General features: G+C 43.0%; 25 protein-coding genes. 18 read left to right on the forward strand and 7 right to left on the reverse strand.

Features of this window, described 5'->3' with window-relative positions; genetic code table 11:
- Positions 1-6: 6 nt before the first annotated feature.
- The 4 genes from B7P33_RS19740 to B7P33_RS13250 are packed head-to-tail and all read left to right on the forward strand — an operon-like array spanning position 7 to position 2,348.
- Positions 7-432 carry an SDR family NAD(P)-dependent oxidoreductase gene (locus B7P33_RS19740; protein WP_141402484.1) on the forward strand — a complete coding sequence of 142 codons (426 nt, stop codon included), beginning with the start codon at positions 7-9 and terminating at the stop codon, positions 430-432.
- A gap of 1 nt (position 433) precedes the next feature.
- Positions 434-865: an SDR family oxidoreductase gene (locus tag B7P33_RS19745; protein ID WP_262508038.1), complete on the forward strand. Its 432-nt coding sequence runs from the start codon at positions 434-436 to the stop codon at positions 863-865.
- A gap of 12 nt (positions 866-877) precedes the next feature.
- A complete protein-coding gene (locus B7P33_RS13245; RefSeq protein WP_097442500.1) occupies positions 878-1,387 on the forward strand; it encodes a hypothetical protein in 510 nt (169 codons plus the stop codon).
- 52 nt (positions 1,388-1,439) lie between these two features.
- A complete protein-coding gene (locus tag B7P33_RS13250; protein ID WP_097442501.1) occupies positions 1,440-2,348 on the forward strand; it encodes a helix-turn-helix domain-containing protein in 909 nt (302 codons plus the stop codon).
- A 127-nt stretch (positions 2,349-2,475) separates the two neighbouring features.
- Here B7P33_RS13250 and B7P33_RS13255 read toward each other — a convergent pair whose 3' ends face one another.
- From B7P33_RS13255 to B7P33_RS13265, 3 genes are all read right to left on the reverse strand, one after another.
- Positions 2,476-3,177: an OmpA family protein gene (locus B7P33_RS13255; protein WP_097442502.1), complete on the reverse strand. Its 702-nt coding sequence runs from the start codon at positions 3,175-3,177 to the stop codon at positions 2,476-2,478.
- Positions 3,178-3,247: 70 nt separating this feature from the next.
- The gene (locus tag B7P33_RS13260) at positions 3,248-3,739 is read right to left on the reverse strand and encodes a lipocalin-like domain-containing protein (protein WP_097442503.1); all 492 of its coding nucleotides are present in this window, start codon (positions 3,737-3,739) and stop codon (positions 3,248-3,250) included.
- Positions 3,740-3,852: 113 nt separating this feature from the next.
- Positions 3,853-5,835, reverse strand: a complete 1,983-nt coding sequence (locus B7P33_RS13265; RefSeq protein ID WP_097442504.1) for an alpha-ketoacid dehydrogenase subunit alpha/beta — start codon at positions 5,833-5,835, stop codon at positions 3,853-3,855.
- A gap of 130 nt (positions 5,836-5,965) precedes the next feature.
- Between B7P33_RS13265 and B7P33_RS13270 the strand changes: the two genes are divergently transcribed.
- From B7P33_RS13270 to B7P33_RS13285, 4 genes are all read left to right on the forward strand, one after another.
- Positions 5,966-6,916 carry an isopenicillin N synthase family dioxygenase gene (locus B7P33_RS13270; protein WP_097442505.1) on the forward strand — a complete coding sequence of 317 codons (951 nt, stop codon included), beginning with the start codon at positions 5,966-5,968 and terminating at the stop codon, positions 6,914-6,916.
- Between the two features lies 1 nt (position 6,917).
- Positions 6,918-7,247 carry a translation initiation factor gene (locus tag B7P33_RS13275; protein ID WP_097442506.1) on the forward strand — a complete coding sequence of 110 codons (330 nt, stop codon included), beginning with the start codon at positions 6,918-6,920 and terminating at the stop codon, positions 7,245-7,247.
- 72 nt (positions 7,248-7,319) lie between these two features.
- Positions 7,320-8,252 carry a DUF1835 domain-containing protein gene (locus B7P33_RS13280; protein ID WP_097442507.1) on the forward strand — a complete coding sequence of 311 codons (933 nt, stop codon included), beginning with the start codon at positions 7,320-7,322 and terminating at the stop codon, positions 8,250-8,252.
- A gap of 162 nt (positions 8,253-8,414) precedes the next feature.
- A complete protein-coding gene (locus B7P33_RS13285; protein WP_097442508.1) occupies positions 8,415-9,050 on the forward strand; it encodes a hypothetical protein in 636 nt (211 codons plus the stop codon).
- Between the two features lie 101 nt (positions 9,051-9,151).
- On the opposite strand, the gene B7P33_RS13290 is transcribed toward B7P33_RS13285, so the two are convergent.
- Positions 9,152-9,706, reverse strand: a complete 555-nt coding sequence (locus B7P33_RS13290) for a hypothetical protein (RefSeq protein ID WP_097442509.1) — start codon at positions 9,704-9,706, stop codon at positions 9,152-9,154.
- A gap of 385 nt (positions 9,707-10,091) precedes the next feature.
- Between B7P33_RS13290 and B7P33_RS13295 the strand changes: the two genes are divergently transcribed.
- The 5 genes from B7P33_RS13295 to B7P33_RS19280 all read left to right on the forward strand — a co-directional run bounded on the left by B7P33_RS13295 (position 10,092) and on the right by B7P33_RS19280 (position 13,672).
- Positions 10,092-10,961 (forward strand): nucleoside phosphorylase, encoded by an 870-nt coding sequence (locus tag B7P33_RS13295; RefSeq protein ID WP_097442979.1) that lies wholly within the window; start codon positions 10,092-10,094, stop codon positions 10,959-10,961.
- Complete coding sequence (locus B7P33_RS13300) at positions 10,961-11,806, forward strand: substrate-binding domain-containing protein (RefSeq protein WP_097442510.1); 846 nt, start codon at positions 10,961-10,963, stop codon at positions 11,804-11,806. The genes B7P33_RS13295 and B7P33_RS13300 overlap by 1 nt, the downstream gene beginning before the upstream one ends.
- Positions 11,807-11,932: 126 nt before the next feature.
- Complete coding sequence (locus B7P33_RS19275; RefSeq protein ID WP_141402485.1) at positions 11,933-12,139, forward strand: hypothetical protein; 207 nt, start codon at positions 11,933-11,935, stop codon at positions 12,137-12,139.
- A gap of 251 nt (positions 12,140-12,390) precedes the next feature.
- Positions 12,391-13,134 carry a nuclear transport factor 2 family protein gene (locus B7P33_RS13305; protein ID WP_097442511.1) on the forward strand — a complete coding sequence of 248 codons (744 nt, stop codon included), beginning with the start codon at positions 12,391-12,393 and terminating at the stop codon, positions 13,132-13,134.
- Positions 13,135-13,471: 337 nt separating this feature from the next.
- Positions 13,472-13,672, forward strand: a complete 201-nt coding sequence (locus B7P33_RS19280) for a hypothetical protein (protein ID WP_141402486.1) — start codon at positions 13,472-13,474, stop codon at positions 13,670-13,672.
- 14 nt (positions 13,673-13,686) lie between these two features.
- On the opposite strand, the gene B7P33_RS13315 is transcribed toward B7P33_RS19280, so the two are convergent.
- Positions 13,687-15,426 (reverse strand): N-acyl-D-amino-acid deacylase family protein, encoded by a 1,740-nt coding sequence (locus B7P33_RS13315; RefSeq protein ID WP_216359390.1) that lies wholly within the window; start codon positions 15,424-15,426, stop codon positions 13,687-13,689.
- Positions 15,427-15,570: 144 nt separating this feature from the next.
- Here B7P33_RS13315 and rlmF point away from each other — a divergent pair, with 144 nt between their 5' ends.
- Entirely contained in the window at positions 15,571-16,530 is a 960-nt protein-coding gene (gene rlmF / locus B7P33_RS13320) for a 23S rRNA (adenine(1618)-N(6))-methyltransferase RlmF (RefSeq protein WP_097442514.1), read from the forward strand.
- Positions 16,531-16,545: 15 nt separating this feature from the next.
- Here the strand turns inward: rlmF and ung are convergent, their stop codons facing one another.
- The gene (gene ung, locus B7P33_RS13325) at positions 16,546-17,211 is read right to left on the reverse strand and encodes a uracil-DNA glycosylase (RefSeq protein ID WP_097442515.1); all 666 of its coding nucleotides are present in this window, start codon (positions 17,209-17,211) and stop codon (positions 16,546-16,548) included.
- Positions 17,212-17,261: 50 nt separating this feature from the next.
- On the opposite strand from ung, the gene B7P33_RS13330 reads away from it, so the two are divergent.
- Positions 17,262-19,442: an endonuclease MutS2 gene (locus B7P33_RS13330; RefSeq protein ID WP_097442516.1), complete on the forward strand. Its 2,181-nt coding sequence runs from the start codon at positions 17,262-17,264 to the stop codon at positions 19,440-19,442.
- A gap of 36 nt (positions 19,443-19,478) precedes the next feature.
- Here the strand turns inward: B7P33_RS13330 and B7P33_RS13335 are convergent, their stop codons facing one another.
- Positions 19,479-20,471: an endo alpha-1,4 polygalactosaminidase gene (locus B7P33_RS13335; protein WP_172435950.1), complete on the reverse strand. Its 993-nt coding sequence runs from the start codon at positions 20,469-20,471 to the stop codon at positions 19,479-19,481.
- A 291-nt stretch (positions 20,472-20,762) separates the two neighbouring features.
- Between B7P33_RS13335 and B7P33_RS13345 the strand changes: the two genes are divergently transcribed.
- The 3 genes from B7P33_RS13345 to B7P33_RS19285 are packed head-to-tail and all read left to right on the forward strand — an operon-like array spanning position 20,763 to position 21,939.
- Positions 20,763-21,296, forward strand: coding sequence for an RNA polymerase sigma factor (locus B7P33_RS13345; RefSeq protein ID WP_097442518.1), 534 nt, complete (start codon positions 20,763-20,765; stop codon positions 21,294-21,296).
- 6 nt (positions 21,297-21,302) lie between these two features.
- Positions 21,303-21,719, forward strand: coding sequence for a hypothetical protein (locus B7P33_RS13350; RefSeq protein ID WP_097442519.1), 417 nt, complete (start codon positions 21,303-21,305; stop codon positions 21,717-21,719).
- Entirely contained in the window at positions 21,685-21,939 is a 255-nt protein-coding gene (locus tag B7P33_RS19285; protein ID WP_141402487.1) for a hypothetical protein, read from the forward strand. Before B7P33_RS13350 ends, B7P33_RS19285 begins: the two co-directional genes overlap by 35 nt.
- Positions 21,940-22,000 lie beyond the last annotated feature (61 nt).

Raw genomic sequence — 22,000 nt, forward strand, 5'->3', positions numbered from 1 at the left:
GAAAATATGCACTATCTACATCAAAATCTTAGCGGAAAAATTATTGTATTCACCGGCGGTACCGATGGTATGGGTAAGGTGGCCGTACAGAAACTAGCGGCTATGGGGGCCAAGATCTTACTATTCGGAAGAATTGCGGCCAAAACCAATCTAGCCATATCCGAAATAAAAAGTAGTTCGGGAAATACCGACATACATTATATTCCCTGCGATCTAGCCTCGCAACAAAGCATTCGCATGGCCGCGGAAAGGGTTACCGAACAATGCCCTAAAATAGATCTTTTGATCAATTGTGTCGGTATGAACGCGGGCGAACGCATTTTGACCGAAGATCAAATGGAAACGTCTTGGGCGGTAAACCATCTGGCCCCTTCTATTAAACCACTTACTTTTAAGGCCTTTACGAGCCGCGGGATCGGCCCGTATCGTTAACCTGTCTTCGGCAACGGAAAAATATGGCCGGATCCGTTTGAACGACATACACTTAGAAAAAGGATGGAGTACCTTTAAATCGTATACCCAAGCCAAACTAGCTATGAATATGACCACCCGGAAAATGGCCAAGGAATGGGCCGAATACGGTATTACCATAAACGCTTTAAACCCAGGTTTCATCAAAACCAATCTATTACGCCAAATCAAAGGTTGGGAACGGTGGATCGGGGTTCCCTATATGTATTTCTGCGCTTCAAAACCAGAAAAGGGGGCCGATAGGATACTCCGACTGGCCCTTTCGAAGGAGTACGAAAACATAAGCGGAAAATTTGTGTACGAAGATGCCATTCGCGAGCCCAACCCCTTGGATTTAGACGATAGCTTGGTGGAGCAAGTATGGGCCCTATCAAAAAAACAAGTAGGACTTTAAAACAAACCAGCTATGGAATTTATCCAACATTCGCTCAATTGGGTAAAGGGCGAGATAACCGAAGCCTGGATCATGGCCTTTTTCGGGGCCCTGCTCATCTGTTGTAGTGCCCTTTTGTGGCGTTATGGCCAAACCCCTTATACCAAGGCCTTGGTTATCCCCCTTCTTTTAGTAGGGCTATTACCTTGCCTTATGGGCATTTATGGGGCCCTAAACAATCAAAAGAATATCGCCAACTACGAAAAGAGGTGGCAAGACAATAAACAGCAGTTTGTATTAGAGGAGCGGGAACGGGTACAAGGTTTTGATGAGATTTTTAAGTACTCTTATCCCGCTGCCTTTTTACTAACCATTGGTGGCGCCATATTATTTTTCGTTCTGGGCACGGCTAACGGAAAAGCCATAAGTCTGGCATTGATGATCTTGGGGGTAATGGCTTACCTAATCGATTATTTTGCGGCGGAACGTGCAGCCATCTATTTAGAACATATCCATAGTGCGCTACAGCTAACGATTTCTTAATTTTAGGGGATTGCCCAAAAATCTAGTTTGGAGCACGCATCCAAAATAAGCCATGAACTCATTCTTTACCTTGAACTCCCTCTCTGTGATGCTACGCTTTATAGGGCTTCCGGCACCAAGGCATCCGTCTATTTGTATCCTGGATTATGAGAAAAGCCCGGTACAATTGGAACTGCCCAATCAAAAGGTAATCTGCGATTTTTATCAAATCTCGTTTAAGGGGGATAGCCAGGGGCAAATGAAGTACGGTAGGCAACAATACGATTATCAAGAAGGATCTTTGGTCTATCTCTCACCCGGACAGGTCATAGAGTATTCGGATAATAACCAGGTAAATGCCCAAAGCGGTTGGACCCTCTTTTTCCATAAGGATCTGATCCGTCGTTTTCCTTTGGAGCAAAAAATGAAATCGTATGCCTTCTTCGATTATCAATCGAACGAGGCCCTGCATATTTCGGAACAGGAAAAAGAAATCATAGCATCCATATTAGGAAAAATCGAAATTGAGCTGAACTCACATATCGATGATTTTAGTGAGGAGGTTATCGTTACCAACCTAGAATTGTTACTCAATTATTCCAAGCGTTTTTACAATAGGCAATTCATTACCCGGAAACGTTTCGATTCAGATGTAGTGCTTAAATTTCAGCGGCTTTTGACCGATTATTTTGAACAAGGCCTACAACGGGAGCAGGGCCTGCCCAACGTAGCCTATTTTGCGGGTAAACTTAACTACTCCCCCAATTATTTAAATGAACTGATCAAAAAGTCCACCGATAAAAACATTTTGGAGCAAGTACACGCCCAAATAGTGGAAATGGCCAAAAGCCAACTGCTGCAAACCGATAAAAGCGTTTCGGAAATCGCCTTTGACCTCGGTTTTGACTATTCACAATATTTTAACCGTTTCTTTAAAAAGAAAACCGGTGTTACCCCCGGAGCCTATCGTAAGAGCGGTTAAGATGTAGGGTATAATAGATCAATCCAAACCATCAGCTAGCTGCCCTAATAACCAAAAAAACCAGCCCGAAGGCTGGTCTTTTCGTTAACACCCTGAGATATCCACCCAGGGTCCTTAAACCAAAATATTAATTTTTTCGGGCTTCTTCTTGGGCTTGTTGTTTTAGTTCGTCGTTGGCTACGATGGCAAACTCTACCCTACGGTTTTGGGCACGGCCTTCCTCGGTGGCATTGTCGCCTTTGGGCTGCGCCTCGCCATAACCTTTAGTGGTAAAGCGCGATTTGGCAATACCATGACCCACCAAATAATCGGTTACGGCCTGGGCCCGTTTTTTGGACAATTGCAGGTTATAATCGTCGTTTCCGGTACTATCGGTATGCCCTTCGATCAAAATATTCGATTGGGGATATTCTTTAAAAACACCTACCAATTTATCTAGAGTGGCCCCGGCTTCCGGTGAAATATTCGATTTATTGGTGGCAAAGAATACACCACTTTCCTCACCGAAAACTACATTGATACCTTCACCTACACGGGTAACTTCGGCCCCTGGAATCTCGGTTTCGATCATTTCGGCCTGGCGGTCCATCTTATTTCCGATAATTCCGCCAGCGGCCCCACCGACCACGGCACCGATAATGGCGCCCAAAGCGGTATTCCCACTGCCTACGTTATTACCGATGATACCACCGATTACGGCACCACCGGCCGCCCCGATACCGGCACCTTTTTGGGTATTGTTCGCATTTTTAACGGCATCGCAGCTTAGCAATAAACCGAGGGTCATGATCATGGCCATGCCCTTTTTTAATTTGGAATGTATTTTCATGGTTTTGTTTTTTCAAGTTGAATACGTCACGTTTTCCTTCCTTAGGAAACAGGAAAAGGAAGTGGCTTGTTTATTTATTTTCAGATTCTTTGGAGAATTCCAATACCACGGTAACCCGTTGGCCGTTTACGCTAGACGGTGTTTTGAGTACCATGTTGGCTGGGCCAAGCTCGGCAATGTTCAACCGATAGCCATAACCACCGGAAATATCCTTATTATCGGCATCAATGAACTTAAACTGCATTTGGCTACCACCGGCAGCGGGCTCTTGCACCGACCAACGGATATAACGATCGCCACCTTCACAAAGACTACCTTGTTTTAGGGTATATCTACCGGTACTATTGTTATCGCGGAAAAACCAATTACTGCCTTCAAAACATAGAATATTGGCATCGCTAAAAAGAATGGCCTCCAAAGCTTCGGAGCTATTTTCATACCGGGCATTGTCCAGATTCCAGGTACCACTGATCAGGTTGCGTTGCTCACGGGCCGCTTTGGACACCGAACACGAACTGGCCACCAACGCTAGGGCCAAAACGATAAATAGGGATTTTCTCATGTATGTGGATTAAGAGGGTTATGCATTATCCGAATTCGGGAAACACCCGAAAAACGAAAACTCGCTTCCGTTACCAACCCATTAGACACGGTTAAACCCCAAAGGTCACCCTATTAATACGCCAATAACTCCTGCATGGTTTCCGCAAATCGATCCACCGGCAAATAGTTCTTCTCCAAAGGCTTGGCAAAAGGTATGGGGGTATCTAAACTGGCTACCCTTCGTACTGGGGCATCGAGGTATTCGAAACAGTCTTCCATAACCTGGGCCGCCAAATCACTTCCTACACCACCAAAGCGGGAATCTTCTTGCAAAATAATCATTTTTCCCGTCTTTTTAACCGAATCGTATACCTTTTCGATATCCAACGGTTGCAAACATCGCAGATCGATTAAATCGGCTTGAATCGATGGATTTTCCTTAAGATAGTCCAATGCCCAATGTACCCCGGCACCATAGGTAACGATACTGATATCTTCCCCTTCGTGCAACAGGCTGGCCACACCTAACGGCAGTGTATAATAATCTGTCGGCACCTCTTGTCTTACACTGCGATACAGGGCCTTATGTTCGAAGAACAAGACCGGATTGGGGTCTTCGATGGCCGTGGCCAACAAACCTTTGGCATCGTATGGAAAGGCAGGATAAACCACTTTTAAACCTGGGGTCTTGGTAAACCAGGCCTCATTGGTCTGGGAATGGAAGGGTCCGGCCCCCACCCCTGCCCCACAGGGCATACGTACCACCACATCGGCATTTTCGTTCCAACGGTAATGTACTTTGGCCAAATAGTTTACGATGGGGTTAAAACCACTACTTACAAAATCGGCAAACTGCATTTCCATTACCGCCTTCATTCCGTTTATGGACAAGCCCATGGCCGTGGTAACAACGGCCGATTCGCATATAGGTGTATTGCGTACACGGGCCTTGCCGAAACGGTCGATAAAGCCTTCGGTTATCTTGAATACGCCCCCGTATTCGGCAATATCTTGTCCCATGATCACCAGATCGTCGTGTTTTTCCATGCTTTGGTACAGGCCTTGACTTATGGCATCTACCAAACGGAGTTCTTCTGTTTCGGTATTCGGAAGGATTTCTATGGTCGTATACTCAAAATCACGGTAAACCGCACCCATTTCGGTCTGGGTATCGGCTGTTACCGCAGGTTCATCAAAGGCAATTTTCAAATTGGTCTCGATCTCTTCTTTGATCCCGGACTGGATATCATCGATTTGGGCCTGGTTTAAAACCCCTTTGGCCAATAAATAGGTTTCGTAATTGGTAATGGGGTCTTTATGTGCCCAAGTATCCATCAATTCCTGGGGTACGTATTTGGTACCACTGGCCTCTTCGTGTCCCCGCATCCTAAACGTTTTGAACTCGAGTAAAACGGGACGCGGATTTTTCTTGATATCGGCTCTAATCTTTTCAACGGTATGGTATACCTCGAGAATATTGTTGCCGTCAACAATATGGGCCTCCATACCGTAACCGATCCCTTTATCGGCTATATGTTCGCATTTAAACTGCTCGGCCGAAGGCGTCGAGAGTCCGTACCCATTGTTCTCTACACAGAATATGACCGGTAATTCCCATACGGCCGCAATATTCATCGCTTCATGGAAATCGCCTTCACTGGTTGCCCCTTCCCCGGTAAACACGGCCGTAACCGCATTGTCCTTTTTGAGTTTACTGGCCAAGGCTATACCATCGGCCACGCCCAATTGTGGGCCTAAATGCGAGATCATACCCACGATCTTATAATCTTGGGTACCGAAGTGAAAGCTTCGATCTCGCCCTTGGGTAAACCCATTGGCCTTACCTTGCCATTGCGAAAACAGGCGGTACAAGGGAATGTTGCGGGTCGTAAACACCCCAAGGTTGCGATGCATGGGCAAAATGTATTCCATTTGCGACATAGCCGTAGTAACCCCAACGGAAATAGCCTCTTGGCCAATACCACTGAACCATTTACTGATCTTACCCTGGCGTAGGAGCTTGAGCATCTTCTCCTCGATCAGCCGGGGTTTCATCATATTTTTATATAAAGTAAGCTGTGTTTCAGCACTGATATTGTGGGAATCGTAATTCATGCCCCAAAGATAGATAGAGTTCGCAATTTAAACCCTCAAAAAAAACAAAAAAGATAAGCCCCCGTCCACCCTACCATATAGTGTAGTGGTATTTTTGGTACCTTTGTGGTTACACTAATTTTTATATGACATGAGTGCTATTCCGAGTGTAGACCTGCGGGAATTTTTATCAGACGATGCGCAACAGAAACAAAAGTTCGTCAAAGAAATAGGTGCGGCTTTTGAGAATATTGGTTTCGTGGCCCTTTCTGGGCATTTTTTAGACGACCAACTGGTAGGTGAACTATATGCCGAGGTTAAGCGGTTTTTCGATTTGCCCGAAGCGGTAAAGGCCCAATATGAAGTGGAAGGCCTAGGCGGACAACGCGGGTATACCTCCTTCGGAAAAGAACATGCCAAGGGCCGTACCGAGGGTGATTTAAAGGAATTCTGGCATTTTGGACAGTATTTAAGTGAAAATCCGGATATACGGGAAAGCTACCCGGAGAACCTAACCGTTAGTGAAATACCTAAATTCAATGAAGTAGGGAAACAGACTTATAAAATGTTGGAAAAGACAGCCCAATATGTTTTGCGAGCCCTAGCCCTACATTTAGATCTTGAAGAAACCTATTTTGACGATTGGATCAAGGATGGGAACTCTATACTGCGTCCGATTCATTACCCACCAATCACCTCGGAACCTAAAGATGCCGTTCGTGCGGCAGCCCATGGCGATATAAACCTGATTACCCTATTGATGGGCGCCCATGGTAAAGGCTTACAGGTACAGGACCATGAAGGCAACTGGATAGATGCCATAGCACGCCCAGATCAATTGATGATCAATGTGGGCGATATGCTATCGCGTTTATCGAACAACAAATTAAAATCTACGATTCACCAAGTGGTGAACCCACCCAGGGAACTATGGGGTAGCTCGCGCTATTCTATCCCTTTCTTTATGCACCCCAAAAGCCATATGCCCCTAAATTGTCTGGAACACTGTGTTACGGAAGAAAACCCGAAACAGTTCGAAGACTGTACGGCTGGCGAATACCTACATGAGCGTTTGGTAGAACTGGGACTGATCAAAGGCTGATATGGATTTACAAGACCAGTTGAAAAACCTGTTTCCTGAGCATGTACCGGAAGAAAACCCGGAAACCCAGGAAACCGAAAAGGGCCTCTGGATGCAAGAGGCACCCATTTTATGTAAGTATGAGAAACGGAAGGGAAAGCCGGTGACCATACTAGATGGGTATACCGGGGCCGATGACGATTTTAAAATCTTGGCCAAGGAGTTAAAAAAACAACTGAATGTTGGCGGAAGCATTAAGGGCGAAACCATTATTATACAAGGCGATTACCGCGACCGTATAATGAAAATCTTACAAGACAAGGGCTTCAAAACGAAGCGTGTAGGAGGTTAATTTATCGGGAAAAATTTGGTTTTTTTCGATTAAGTGCTACTTTTATCAGTCCAACTAAACCTTTTTACACCTATGAATTCCGTACTCCACATTACCAATGGCGACAGCTTTACCCAAAGGCTGAAGTCTTTGGACCTAAAGGGGGACATTATTACATGGCGCGAGATGCTCTGCGAGGGGAAAACGTTGAGCAGCGTTGGTAGTGAATCCTTTTGGAAAACACGTTTCGACTTTTTTAGCAAGAACTATAAGGTAACCAAGGCCAAGTTCATTGAACTTACCTTAAAGGAATACCGATCGCTCTGTAACCATAAATCGCAAGATCAGATCGTACTATGGTTCGAGTACGATTTGTTTTGTCAGATTAATATGATCGGTGTCATCAGCTGGTTAAAGACCCACCGCCCCTATGCCGATGTACATTTGGTTTGTAGTGGCAAAGAAGATAGTTCCGATACCTTAAAAGGCCTTTGTGAACTGAGTGTAGACGAATTGAGGAAGCTGTATGACAATAAAGTTTGGCTGACCCGAGACGATATTGAATACGCCGATTATATCTGGCAACTGTATTGTAGTGATAACCCGATCCGTTTGGAAAACGTAAAAGATTTCGGCAACTATCAATTCAGTTATCTAGGTGAGGCCATTCAATCGCATTTGATGCGTTTTCCGAGCATTAAGAACGGCCTGAACGCCATGGAAAACAAAGTGCTTGATATTGCCTTGAACGACAAGCCGAAATCGAAAAGAGCCTTGATGGGGTCTATATTGACCAATCAAGGTTTTTATGGTTTTGGGGATACGCAATACGAGCGTATGGTCCAAAAATTAAAACCTTTGTTTACTTCTTTTAACCCCGTACGGCTGTCACAGCACGGAAAGGATATTTTTGCAGGAAACAGCAACTATTATCAAGACTTACGGGATAACGAATCGTATTTAGGAGGTGCTTTAAAGTATAACTTTTTATACAACACCCAAACCGATCGCATCTTAAAACTATAACCCCTTTTGAAAATAAATCTCAACAACTTAGGTTTTAAACCTGTTGAGACTAAAAAATTATGATAGCCGTCATTCACAATTGCCTGTGAATGGCGGCAAAATAGTTTTTTCAATTCATCCGACCTAGCTTATCTTTTATACCAACTTAACCAACATCCAAAAATGAAAAACTGGATAATTTCTCAAACAGAAGAAATAGATACGTATTTAATTGCAACAGAAAAAGCAATATGGATATCTAATCAACCCAAAGGAGTCGACATTCAAGAACTAATCGACGGGAAAAGTTTAGGGAACCTCAAGAGCATACGATATGCCGAATTAAAAGAAATTGTTTTCATCGAATCTGATTTTACCATCAGTTTAAATTATATCGATGATAACGAAACAGACCAAGAGATAGATCTAAAGGCAAACGAATTTACTGAAATACGGGCCTTTTTTAAAAATTACCTAAAGGGTACCGAATTAAAAAGTTATTCAATTCTTAAACAGGTAAGCTCTCAACTAATCGTTCTTGGAGTAACGATAACCCTAACAGCCCTAACTTATTATTCGGCCCAAGAAATCGAAAACGGGGGTACCGTAAGAACCTCAGGTAGAATGGCTTGGTTAAAGAAAATTTTGGCCACCATCGCTGAATTATTGGGAACCACTGGTACCTTAATAGTTGGCGGTATTATAATAGGCATCTTATCTTATTTTCTAGTCAAGAAAATTCAAAATCCTAAAAAAGGTGAAATCCTTAAAATTACTAGCTCTCCTAAACTAAGCTTACAATTCAATAATTGGAATTGAAGAGTAGGTGAAAATGTATGAGGCCGCATTTCTATTTTTTTCCCTCGCCGCCTCCATTATTGTCGGGGCCAATAAATCCTTTATTTACCATCTTCACCACATTAGTGTTTCCTTTTACTTCGTATATTAAATACCAAACTGCAGGTGGGCACATATACGGTTTTTTCAGGGTTTAAGTTTAGCTGAACGTCTAGGCCCAGACCTAAAAAATGAAACGGATTAATGGTCAATCCTGTCTTTGCAATCAATCCGACCGTTAAGAATTTCTTATGATCATACATCCGATTTTCTATTAGATCGGTTCTTTTCAACCCCCAGAAAGGTCCCACCCCGCCTTGCAGAAGAAACTGAAGCAGACCTTCGCCAAAGTGTTTTCCGATCATGAACCCGATTTGGTTATTATATTCGATAGGTGATGGTGAGAAAAACCCCGTATCCAATTCAGTTAAATGCAAATAATCGAGCGCATAAAACAGCGTGTTTTTGTTGTATTTAAACTCCATGCCCACCGCAAGACCCCCATCGCTCCAGTTGTAAAATCCAACTTTTGGGATAACAGAAAAATGATGCACCGTCTTATCGTCATTTAAGTTTTGAGCATACAATGCGATTGGAAATAGAATAACAAGTATGGATAGTAAGCGAATTTTAGGCATGGTGACAGGGCGCAATAGGTAATTAACTCTTGCTTATAAAAATAGAAAATCAGAACCATGATTTTGGTTTAAAACAAGGCGTTAGGCTTCACAAAGCACTTAATTGCAAATATCGGCTCATTATTAGTTAAATACTTCTAGATAATCTTCGATACTGGAATACATCCTTTTTAACCATTTAAAAATCATTGATTCGTTTATTAATAATAGGAATCAAGGGTTTAGGTAATTCGCCCTCCCCCTCTTCTTCCAATCAACATGGCCAAAAACACCCGGTACAACATCCCAAACACTAAACATTTTAAAGCCTACCATTAAGGAGTGGTGCCAATTATATTGCGTATTTTCGTTCTAGGAAACTATGCTTAATTCTAAATTCGAATCCATGTCGCTTGCCGCTTCCGAATTGATCCTAAATCCGGATCAAAGTATTTACCATTTAAACCTATTACCCGAAGATATTGCCGATACCATAATTATCGTGGGCGATCCGAATCGGGTACCCCAGGTATCTGCTTTTTTCGACACCATTGAATTAAAAAAGGAAAAACGGGAATTCCACACACATACCGGTACGTATAAAGGCAAACGCATCACGGCCCTTTCTACGGGGATCGGCACCGACAATATCGATATTGTTTTTAATGAATTGGATGCCTTGGCCAATGTCGATTTCAAGACCCGAACCATAAAGGAAAAGAAAAAGGTTTTGGAAATAATACGGGTCGGTACTTCGGGATCTATACAGCCCGAAATTCCGGTAGATAGTTTTGTACTGAGCGAATTTGCCATTGGTTTCGATAACTTGATTCATTTTTACCAAAGCAAACTGGTAGAACACCCAAAGATACAAAGAGCCTTTATGGAGCATACCCAATGGAACCCCCGGAATTCGGACCCTTATGTGGTGTCTTGTGACGAACATTTGGCCGATCGTTTAAGTTCTGACCAAGTAATCAAAGGCTTTACAGGCACCAATGTGGGCTTTTATGGTCCACAGGGGCGGCAAATACGGTTAACCCCTTTTGATGCCGACCTCAATGAAAAAATGGCCAACTTTAATTTTAAAGGTTTAAAAATTACCAATCTAGAAATGGAAACCTCGGCCATTTACGGCCTTGGCGGACTATTAGGACACAAAACCCTGAGTATGAACTGCATTTTGGCCAATAGGCCCAACGGTACATTTTCTACCCAAGGTCGAAAGTCTATCGATGCCTTGATCAAATACACCCTAGATAAACTGGCCGAATAATGGAGACCGTTAAGATCATAGGGGTACCCGAGCATTTTAATCTGCCTTGGCATATGGCCCTAGAGGATGGTCTATTTGCTGATCGGGGTATAGATTTGGTCTGGGAAGACATTCCGGAAGGAACCGGGCGTATGTGTAATATGCTGGAGAACCAAGAAACCGACCTGGCCATTATACTTACCGAAGGTTTGGTTAAAAGTATTACCGAAGGCAACCCCAGTAAAATAGTGCAGCAATATATTGCCAGTCCGCTGCAATGGGGCATTCATGTTGGGGCCCAAAGCGATTTACATGCGATAAGTGACCTTAAAGACAAACGTATTGCCATTAGTCGTTTTGGAAGTGGCAGCCACCTAATGGCCTATGTGCATGCGCAACAACAAGGCTGGAACGTTGATGAACTTCGTTTTGAGGTAATCGACAATCTAGATGGGGCCGTAAAAGCCTTGACCGAAGGCACGGCCGACTATTTCCTTTGGGAACATTTTACCACCAAACCCATTGTTGATGCCGGTATTTTTAGGCGTTTGGGCGACTGCCCCACTCCATGGCCTTGTTTTGTAATAGCTGCGACACAAAAATTTATTGATGAAAAAAATGGGTTACTTTCCCATATTTTAGAGGTCATAAACCAATATACCCAAGAGTTTAAACAAATTCCTTCAATCGACCGCACTTTGGCCAACCGCTACGAACAACAGTTAGTAGATATACAAAGTTGGTTAGGCATGACCCAATGGAGCCAAAACCAATTATCGCTTACGGATTTGGAAAAAGTACAGTCCCAGTTATTGGCCTTGGGCCGTATCTCCATTAGAAAAGGATCCGGGCATTTTTTGATTTAGCCCTTTAGCCATATAACCACCCCTATAAAATTGACAAATAGACTTTTAGACACAAGTCAAATTGGTTATATTCGCATAATACCTATTCGACAGAATGGTAAAACATAACCTAAACCAACAACAACAATGTCTAAAGATTCGACCATCGTCTTGGGCGCTGTACTCCTATTAGCGTCCGTGCTCTTTAACCTGTACCAATACAATACTTGTAAAAAATGTCAGCATGACGATTTGGTACACGAGCAAAAAAAGCAAATCGAAGATTTAAAGTGGGAACTGGAAAAATCGGAAATCTTGCGCATGTCCCAATCGCAATCGTTACGCCCCATGTAAACTGGTCGCTAATAGCCTATTTTTTTCCTTAAACTACTATCTTTACCACTCTGATAGTAAGATTTTACATAGAATACCTCTTCTAAAAAGGGTGCTCATTATGAGTAAACCGTTTTCGGCTGTTTAGTCGGGAATTTTGGTATGCCCTATTTCCAAAGTGCCATCGCGCCATTTCAATTAAAGGGAATTCTCCCGAAACCGTAGTGGATCCAATACTGAAACCGGATTCCTACCCGCTATTTTAATACTTTATGAAAACAACTGATAACAAAATCCTTATCGGGGATTTTTATACCAAAATCTTAAAACATGGAGATCAATCACTGGCTAAAAAAATTATCCATGAAAACTACATCCAACATAGTCCGACCGTAAAAACGGGCCGAGCTGGCTTTATGGAGTTCCTCGATTTTCTTTCGAAACTTCCGCAAGAACCCCATGCGCCTGAACCCTTTTTTAGAATAATAGGTGAAGGGGATTTTGTAGCTGTACATCTAAGTATCACTTTTATGGGCCATCAACATGCCGTTGTAGATCTTTTTCGAATCGGGAATGGCCAATTGATGGAACATTGGGATGCATCGGAACCTTTTGTTACAACTGATTTGGAGCATCACCCTGTGACAGGCCCCATTGAAATCTCCGACTTAGAAAAAACCAAGCCAAACAAAGCACTGGTTGAAGCCCTTTTCAATAATCCTTTAGATAAAAAGATATGGCTAAAAACCATATCAAAAAACCTAATTCAACACCAAGTGGGACTGGATGATGGCCCGGTAGATTTTATGACCTTTATTCAGTCTATAAGGCAGCTACAAGTGCATAGAATCATAGGAGAAGGGAATTTTGTACTTACCCAATGTAGTGGTTTGCTCAAAGGAAGCCCCTATGTTTTCTATGATCATTTTAGATTGGCCCACGGGAAAATCGTGGAGCATTGGCAGGTAAAACAAGCCATTCCAAATCAAATGGCGCATGCTAACGGTATGCTTTAAACATGGTCTGCCAAAATTAGATTCAATACAAAAAACCCTTGTTTCATTTCTGGAACAAGGGTTTAAACCAAATAAAATCCTAAAAAAGTGGCCCCCATTTTACAATGGAGGCCAAAAGTTGTTTGCCTATTTCCTCAGCATAGTCAATCCCTTTCTCATTAGGCGCTGCAAATATAGCTACAACAAGCTAAATGGTAACGGTTTTTTAACACAAAACCATTATATTTTAACTTTGTTTCAATAATAACAAATTGTTTTCAATATAAACAAAACACGCAAACCCCTGTAAATATGTCAGTTATCAAAAAACAGGCACAACAGTTGCGTATAAATCACCATGACTATAGTTAAAACCCTTTTTGAGGCTAAATTTCACAAAATCATTAAACTAAAATTCATTTCGGCTACTAAACCAACTGATTTAATGGAAATTTCTATTTCAGAAAATCTTTTTGAACAAGCCTTAATTTCGCAAGATCAAATGAAAAGAATGATTAAAAACCATTACAATTACCATAATCCCTCAACTGGTAAATAGATCTAATAACCCCATTAATAGGCATGCTTCCCCTTAAGGAACATACCAAAACGCGCTTTACCCACTTCAGGGGAGAATTCTCCGTTTTGCCAAGCGATGTTTCCGTTGACCATAACCAGTTTTACAGCATCATCACTTCGGTTTACAAAGCGTAGGGCTGCACCAAGAAAATCGGCCTCGTGCCATTCATGTACTTTGGCATTGAGTCCGTCTGGATCAATCAAAACCAAATCGGCCCGTTTGCCTTCGGCCAAGTGGCCCGCATCGAGATTAAAGAAATCGGCATTTTCTTTGGTTAGGCGCCAAATGGCCTTTTCTATGGTCATTAGGGGTTTACCGTTGGCAATGGAATCTTTAACATAGGTAAGTACCCGAATCGGGAAATTGAAGAAAGCCATATTGTTGCCATGGGCTCCGGAGTCGGCAAAACCGAAAATACCATTTTCGTTATTGTACAGACTTTTATATTGTTCGGGATCTACATTTCCGATGACGGTTTCCCAATGGATGTTTTTATCGTTTTCTACCACCAGATCCAAAAAGGTATCTACCGGATGTTGATGGCGTTCGGTAGAAATTTGGGTAAACGATTTTCCAATCAAACTTTTATCGGGAGCCTCCAAAACATAGGCATCGCCAAAATCTTTTTGCCACACCTTTGGCATCAGTTTGTTTTTGTATTCTTTTTTGAACTGCTTCCGGTATTCGGGATCGTCCAAGGTACGGTCACGTTTTTCCATATCCTTGATCAAATGCCGGGCCAACTCCCCGGTTGGGAATTCCTCAAAAATGACCAAATCCATACCTTGCGCCTTCACCTTAAACGGAATCGGAAAGGTCTGCATACGAAAATCAGCCCCCAGTATTTTATTGAAAAAAGCACTGAGTCCGCCAATGATTTTGTGGATATACGGATCCCCTTTTAAGATCATCATGGCTACCATTGAGGTTTTCAAGCGTTTCCGAAGGCCAAAGAACGAGGCACTTTCGAACATATAGTATAGGGCCGCCACCCGGCTAACCAGGTTTGGGATACCCTGTAAATGCGCCCCACGTTTTCGTAACACCTTGGTCAATCGACGTCTTTCGGAAAGCGTGGCATAGGCTGCAGGTAGTTTTTTACTCCAATAACGGTCGCCATCTACCTTATCCCAAGGATTGTGCTGCATGGAAAGCCCTAAAAAGCCAGCATCGAGACATTCGGTAACCATGGCCTCCATACGATCTAATTCTTCGGGTGTTGGCTTCTGTCCTTGCTCCAAAGACCTACCAAAACCCATAACCGCTGCCCGTATATCGGAATGCCCGATAAATGAGGCTACATTTGGGCCTAAAGCCGCCTGGTCCATATAGGCAATCCAGCCCTTGGGATCGTTCCAAGTCTTCTTTTCTAAAATCAAGGGTAAGATCACCTCCCGGGGCATGGCCTCGGTTCGGGTAAACATATCGGAACAATCTTCAGGATCGGCATAGATACACGATAAGGAACAGCCCCCAATAACAATTGTCGTTACCCCATGTCGCAGTGATTCGCCCAATTCGGGCTTTATCAAAAGCTCGCCATCGTAATGGGTGTGGTTATCGATAAAACCTGGAGTTACCCACTGTCCCTTGGCGTCGAGCACCTCATGTCCGGCGGTACTAATATCTGTGGCCATCTTGGCGATTATGCCATTTTCTACCAGTACATCCAATTGCTTTGGTGGGGTGTTGGTACCATCGAATACCAATCCGTTTTTGATAAGGGTTCCCATTTGCATAAAGTTTGGTCAACCCCTAAATATACATAAAAGCACAATACGTGACTACCTGGTCAAAAATTTGGCCATTGCATGATATAGCTACTTTAAAGTTCCTCAAAGGCCCTGTTATTAATCCGCCTCTCCTATCTTTGCTCCATGTCCACAAAGCAAAAAAGCACCCTAAAAAGTAGGTTACACCCCAGAAACCTGAACCGGGAACGTTATGATCTAAAGGCCCTATTGCAAACAGAACCAAGTCTGGCTGATTTTGTAATACCCAATCGGAATGGGGAAGATTCCATCGATTTTGCCCAACCCAAGGCCGTAAAGACCCTGAACAGAGCTTTATTGAAACATTATTACGGTTTGGAATTCTGGGATTTCCCAGACGAGAACCTTTGTCCGCCCATACCCGGCCGGGCCGATTACCTGCATTATATGGCCGATCTGTTATCGCAAAATAACTTTGGGCGCATTCCCAAAGGCGACCAAATCATAGGGCTGGATATTGGTGTGGGGGCCAGTGCCATCTACCCTATTCTCGGGGTTCGTTCGTATGACTGGCAGTTTATTGGTTCGGACATTGACCCTAAATCTATTGCCTCTGCACAAAAGATCATCGAGGCAAATTCGGTACTGCATTCGAAAATAGCCTGTCGTTTACAGCAAAACCCGAAAGATGTGTTATTCGGTATCTTGGACAAATCGGAAAAAGTGGATTTTACCTTATGTAACCCGCCCTTCCATGCTTCCGTGGCCGAGGCCCAAGAGTCCGCCCGAAGGAAAGTAAAAAACCTATCCGGGAAAAAAGAGCAAAACCCTACCCTGAACTTTGCCGGGGTACATCACGAACTGATCTATGAAGGGGGCGAATACAAATTTATTCGTAATCTAGTTCGGGAGAGTAGCAAATTTGCACAAAATTGCCTCTGGTTCTCTACTTTGGTCTCCAAACAATCGAATGTAAAAGGGGTCACCAAATATATGGATAAGTTTAAGGTTAGTTCAGTTAAGGTCATTCCCATGGGTACGGGCAATAAGGCCACCCGAATCGTAGCGTGGAGTTTTTTAACGGAAGCCCAGCAAAAAGACTGGCAAAAATCGCGTTGGAAATAAAAGTAACAAAACGTATTACCAAACTATGGGCGATTTCCCTATTTGCTGCAGAATGGAATTGGTTTGCGAAAAATGACGGTTCCCGAACCAATAGCCACGGTTGGCACTCAAAGGCGACGGGTGTCCGCTGGTAAGTATATGGTGTTTTTGGGCATCGATCAACTTGGCTTTTTTCTTGGCGAATCCGCCCCAGAGTAAAAACACTACCCCTTCTTTTTGTTCCGAGACCGTTTTGATTACCGCATCGGTAAAGGTTTCCCAACCCTGTTTTTGGTGGCTTCCGGCTTGGTGTGCCCGAACGGTAAGGGTAGCATTGAGCAAAAGTACCCCTTGATCGGCCCAAGCCTCAAGATTACCACTTTCGGGATAGGGTTTGTTAAGATCGTTTTGCTGTTCTTTAAAAATGTTGATTAGGGAGGGTGGGTGGGGCACTCCGTCGGCTACCGAAAAACAGAGCCCGTTGGCTTGGCCCTGACCATGGTAAGGATCCTGACCCAAAATAACCACCTTTACATCATCTAAGGTACAGCGGTCGAAGGCCGCAAATATCCGAGCTCCAGGCGGATAACAAGTCCCCGTGGCATATTCTTCTTTTACAAACTGGGTCAACCCCTTAAAATAGGTAGATTCGAATTCGGCCGACAAGGCCAGTTTCCAACTCGGATGAATATTCACCTTCATATAAAAAAGCTATTTTTGTCCCGCTAAATTTAGGGCGATTACGGCTAATTATGGGCAAAATACACTCCAAAACCCTCCAAGATCTCGAATTTCCGACCGTACTGGAACAGCTTACGGGTTTCTGCGTTACCGAAATGGGTAAAACCGCGGCCCTTAAGATATTGCCGTTCCGTACCGAAGAAGAGATTCTCAATGCCTTGGGAAAAACCTCGGAGTATTTGGCCTCTTTTGAAAATGAAAACCGGATACCCAACCACGGATTCGAATCTATTTCAGAGTACTTAAAATTGCTTAAAATTGAGAACACCACCTTAGAGGTTTCGGCCTTTAAACGTATCAACGCCTTGTGTTCCCTGATCCAAGAGCATCACCTCTTTTTTAAGAAATTCCAGGAATACTATCCCCTTATGGCCGAAAGGGCCTTATGGGAAGAACCCAATACCGAAATACCCAAGACTTTAGGTAAGGTTTTGGATCGTTTCGGGGAAATTAAGGACAAGGCCTCCCCTGCCCTTTGGAGTATACGCCAACAAATACAAGAAGTGCGGGTAAAGATCAACCAGAGTTTTGCCATGGCCCTGGGACAATGCCAATCACAGGATCTTTTAGATGAAATACGGGAATCGGTCATAGACAACCGTAGGGTTTTGGCCGTAAAGGCCATGTACCGCAAACGGGTCAAAGGTACTGCTATGGGCACCTCTAAGACCGGAAGTATCGTCTATATTGAACCAGAGGCCTGTAGACAACAGACCAGTCGTCTCTCCAATCTGGAATTCGATGAGCGGGAAGAAATACGAAGGATCCTAAAAGAATTGACTGATTTCGTTAGGCCCTTTGGTGCTCAATTACAGGCCTATCAAGTCTATTTTACCGAAACCGATCTTACGGCGGCCAAGGCTAAATATGGTATGGAGATGAATGCCCTATTGCCTAAGATCAACAAACAAAAAGAGCTATATCTGCGTGATGCCTATCACCCCTTACTCTATTTATCGAATAAAAGAAAACGGGAAAAAACTTACCCGCAAACCATAGAATTACATCCGGAAAACCGGATTATCGTTATCTCGGGGCCTAATGCCGGTGGTAAAAGTATTACCTTAAAAACCATTGGTCTATTACAGGTAATGCTGCAAAGTGGTATGCTTATTCCCGTTCATGAACGTAGCTCGGTTTGCCTTTTCGGCAAGGTTATGACCGATATCGGGGATAACCAGTCCATTGAAAACCATCTGAGTACCTACAGCTACCGCCTAAAGAACATGAATTATTTTCTTAGGCAATGCGATAAAAACACACTGTTTTTGATCGATGAATTCGGCACCGGTTCCGATCCGGAATTGGGTGGGGCCTTGGCCGAAACCTTTTTAGAGATGTTTTACGACAAACAGGCCTATGGGGTAATTACCACCCACTACAGCAATTTAAAAATGCTGGCCGATGAGTTACCTTTTGCCACCAATGCCAATATGATTTTCGATAGCCGCACCTTGGAACCTACTTTTCAGTTGGTACTAGGACAGGCGGGTAGTTCCTTTACCTTTGAGGTGGCCCAAAAGAACGGCATTCCCTATAGTTTGATCAACAAGGCCAAAAAGAAGATCGAACGGGGCAAAGTTCGTTTCGATGCTACCATAGCCAAATTGCAAAAGGAACGTTCCAAAATGGAAAAGACGGGCAAAACCCTGCAGCAAGAAGAGGTAAAAGCCCGTGAGGAAGCCCAAAAGCTTGAAAAACTGAACGACCGCATTAAAACAAAACTTGAGAATTACCAAGAATTATACGATACCAACCAACGTATGATCTATTTGGGTACCAAGCTGAACGATGCGGCCGAGAAGTACTTTCTCGACAAGAAAAAACGCCCCTTGATCTCAGAATTATTGCGAATTGTAGAAGTAGAGAACAGCAAACGCAAAAAAACGACGGCCAAGGAGGTGCGTCAAAAAAAGGCCAAAAAAGAGGTGGTTAACCAAGAAGTACTCAAAGAGATAAAAGTAGTAAGGGAAAAGAAAAAGGAAGCCAAGAAAAAGGCCGTTATCCAAGAAAAGAACAAACCCAAACCCATTTTAAGAATAGGTGATCGCGTACGCCTCACTGACGGAAAAGCAGTGGGCACCTTGGAAAAAATCGAAAAGAACAAAGCCCTGATCAACTACGGACTCTTTACTACCTCTGCCCCCTTAGACCAATTGGAGTTGGTACAGGCTATGAAAGGGAAATCCTAAAAGGTATATTCCCTAAAAAAGTCCCAGAGAATAGTACTACAAAGACTCAAAATAATCAAAGGCATCGATCAAGTCTAAATACACCCCATCGAAACCCGCATTTAAAATTTTGGATAAGTAGGCCTCGTTTCCATCCAAAATAACATCCTGCCAAGAGTTTTCCCAATACTTAACTTTAAAATTACCAGGCCAATTCTGGTTCTCTTCGGCCAACCAATCCGGGGGATTATCATCCCATTCATTTTTCCAATAAAACCGATAATTTTCGGCTTCACCAATAGACATATAAGCAATAATGATACGGCTACCCCCATTCGATTTTTCTTTTAGGGCATCCAGTTCCGTGGCGGTAAACAAACTCCCATCATTAAAAAAAGCATCCATAATCAACAAATCATAATTTGTAGATACAACAGCGTTTATGAATTCTGATTTTGAGGAGAATTCCTGACCGTTTATGAGATAGAGAAAGTTTTTCACATCATTTAAAGAGGTTACATCCCCATCATTTTCATTGACCAATGTCCCAGGATAAATAGGAATTTGCGATAATGCCTTGTTAGGTGCTGCAAAGCCGATATAGCCGGTTTCTGAATGCCTATTTATAGCATCGTCTACCAATCCGGTTTCATTACAATAATCCGTCCCCAGAATTTGTTTCCCTTCATTCTTGGAACGATCCAAAAACGCTTTTAAATAGTTAACCCGCTGGTTCGCTGTCATTTGGTTCACTCCCCCTTGACCATAAAACAAATCTTCTTGTCCATGGGCATCAATGGCATCTAAATATGGCGTATTCAATACCCCATTGGCCATTCCGTTTTCACTGATCAATTCTATCCCATTTTGAGGAATGACCAAAAAGTTCGATTTAACACCAACAGCTTCATCCTTTATAGCAATGACAAAATCCCGCATTTCCTGTCGGTAATCCACCGTTGGTGTTTCGGGGTTCGGGCTTTCAACAATAGGAGGGTTTTCAATTAAGGGTTCGTCCATGGGTATCTCATCAGAACCACATCCAATCATTAAAAATACGAGTATTGTCCTAAAGCAGGTTTTGGTCATAAAATCGATATACTTGGGTAACAATTTCAAAATAAGGAGACAAATAGTATTGACAACATTATTATTTACGACTAGAAACCTACTGATAGACTACGGGTTAGCATAAAAATTATTTTTTTTCAAAAAAAACGCAAGATTCCGGTTAGTTGGCGTCTTTACTAATAGAACAATCAAAAAACGGGTCTGGATCCCTTTGGAAATAAAATTCAAAGTAGTTGGACCATAATCATTAATCTCGATCACCAAGCCCTCTTGGAAACCGATAACCATAAAAAGCTACAGGCATTTTTTAAGCAAGAGTACCAGATTCTGACCCAGTATGTAAACGGACGAATCAGGGCCAATACCCAACGCGATGCCGAAGATATCATTCAAGATGTAGCCTTAAAGCTATTCTCTGGGGCGGATCGCTACGCCCCTATACAAAATGTGGCTGGTTTTGTGTATCGTTCAATAAAGAACAAAATAGTGGATGTGATGCGAAAAAACGGCCGCAACCCAAGAATGGAATCAATTGAAGAGGCACAGGTTCCCGAATTTGCACAAAGCCTGAATTTCTCTAATGCGGGGGAAACCGATGCCCAAATGGAGAAAAAATTGGTGACCGCAATACATCAATTAAAACCCATGTACCGCGATATCATTTTAGCTATTGATTTTGAAGGGTATTCGTATCGGGAAATAGCGGAAGAGACAGGAATTCCGGAAGGCACTTTAATGTCGCAACGTCACCGGGCCATTGCCCAACTATATAAAAAAATGGAAATAGAAATTTTATCTAAATAAGATATCATGAAAGATTATATTAAACATAAACTACGCGGAAAATCCATTGGAGAAATCATAGGTATTATCATTGCCGGGGGCATATTCATCGTAGGCTTGGCCATTTTGTTCGGCTTTGTGCTCATGTGGCTCTGGAATTGGCTTATGCCCGAAATATTCGGACTCCCTACGTTGGATTATTGGCAAGCCGTCGGGCTATTTATCCTATCCAAGCTATTGATCGGCGGATGTGGCGGCGGAAAATCCCATGGTAAAAAAGAATACCATTGCGACAACAAAGCCCAGAAAAAATCGGAATTCTCAAAGTGGAAGCATTATGGCGACTTCTGGAAAGAAGAAGGCGAAAAGCAATATCAATCATACATCAATCGAAAAACCGAAAAACAACATGACCACCCTAATAGCCCCGAAACCCCAGCATAGTACACAGGTATTGGTGTACAAAACAGACATTAGCACTCTAAAAAAAGTGAAAGATCTTAAGCGGTTCCTGAACACCTATTCGGGAATACTCGACTGGTCGGTAGATTTAGAGGATATAGACAATGTACTCTGGATCAAAGCTTCCAAGTATTTTAATGCCGATTTTCTGGTATGGCGATTGCAAATGCAAGGTTATGCCTGCGAACCCCTACCCGACTGAACACAAGTTTGCCTTTTAAACAAGTAACTCCCCCTGTGCGAGCAAACAAGGCATCCGAAGG

The organism is Sediminicola luteus, from assembly GCF_002514735.1.
GTDB lineage: Bacteria > Bacteroidota > Bacteroidia > Flavobacteriales > Flavobacteriaceae > HQA918.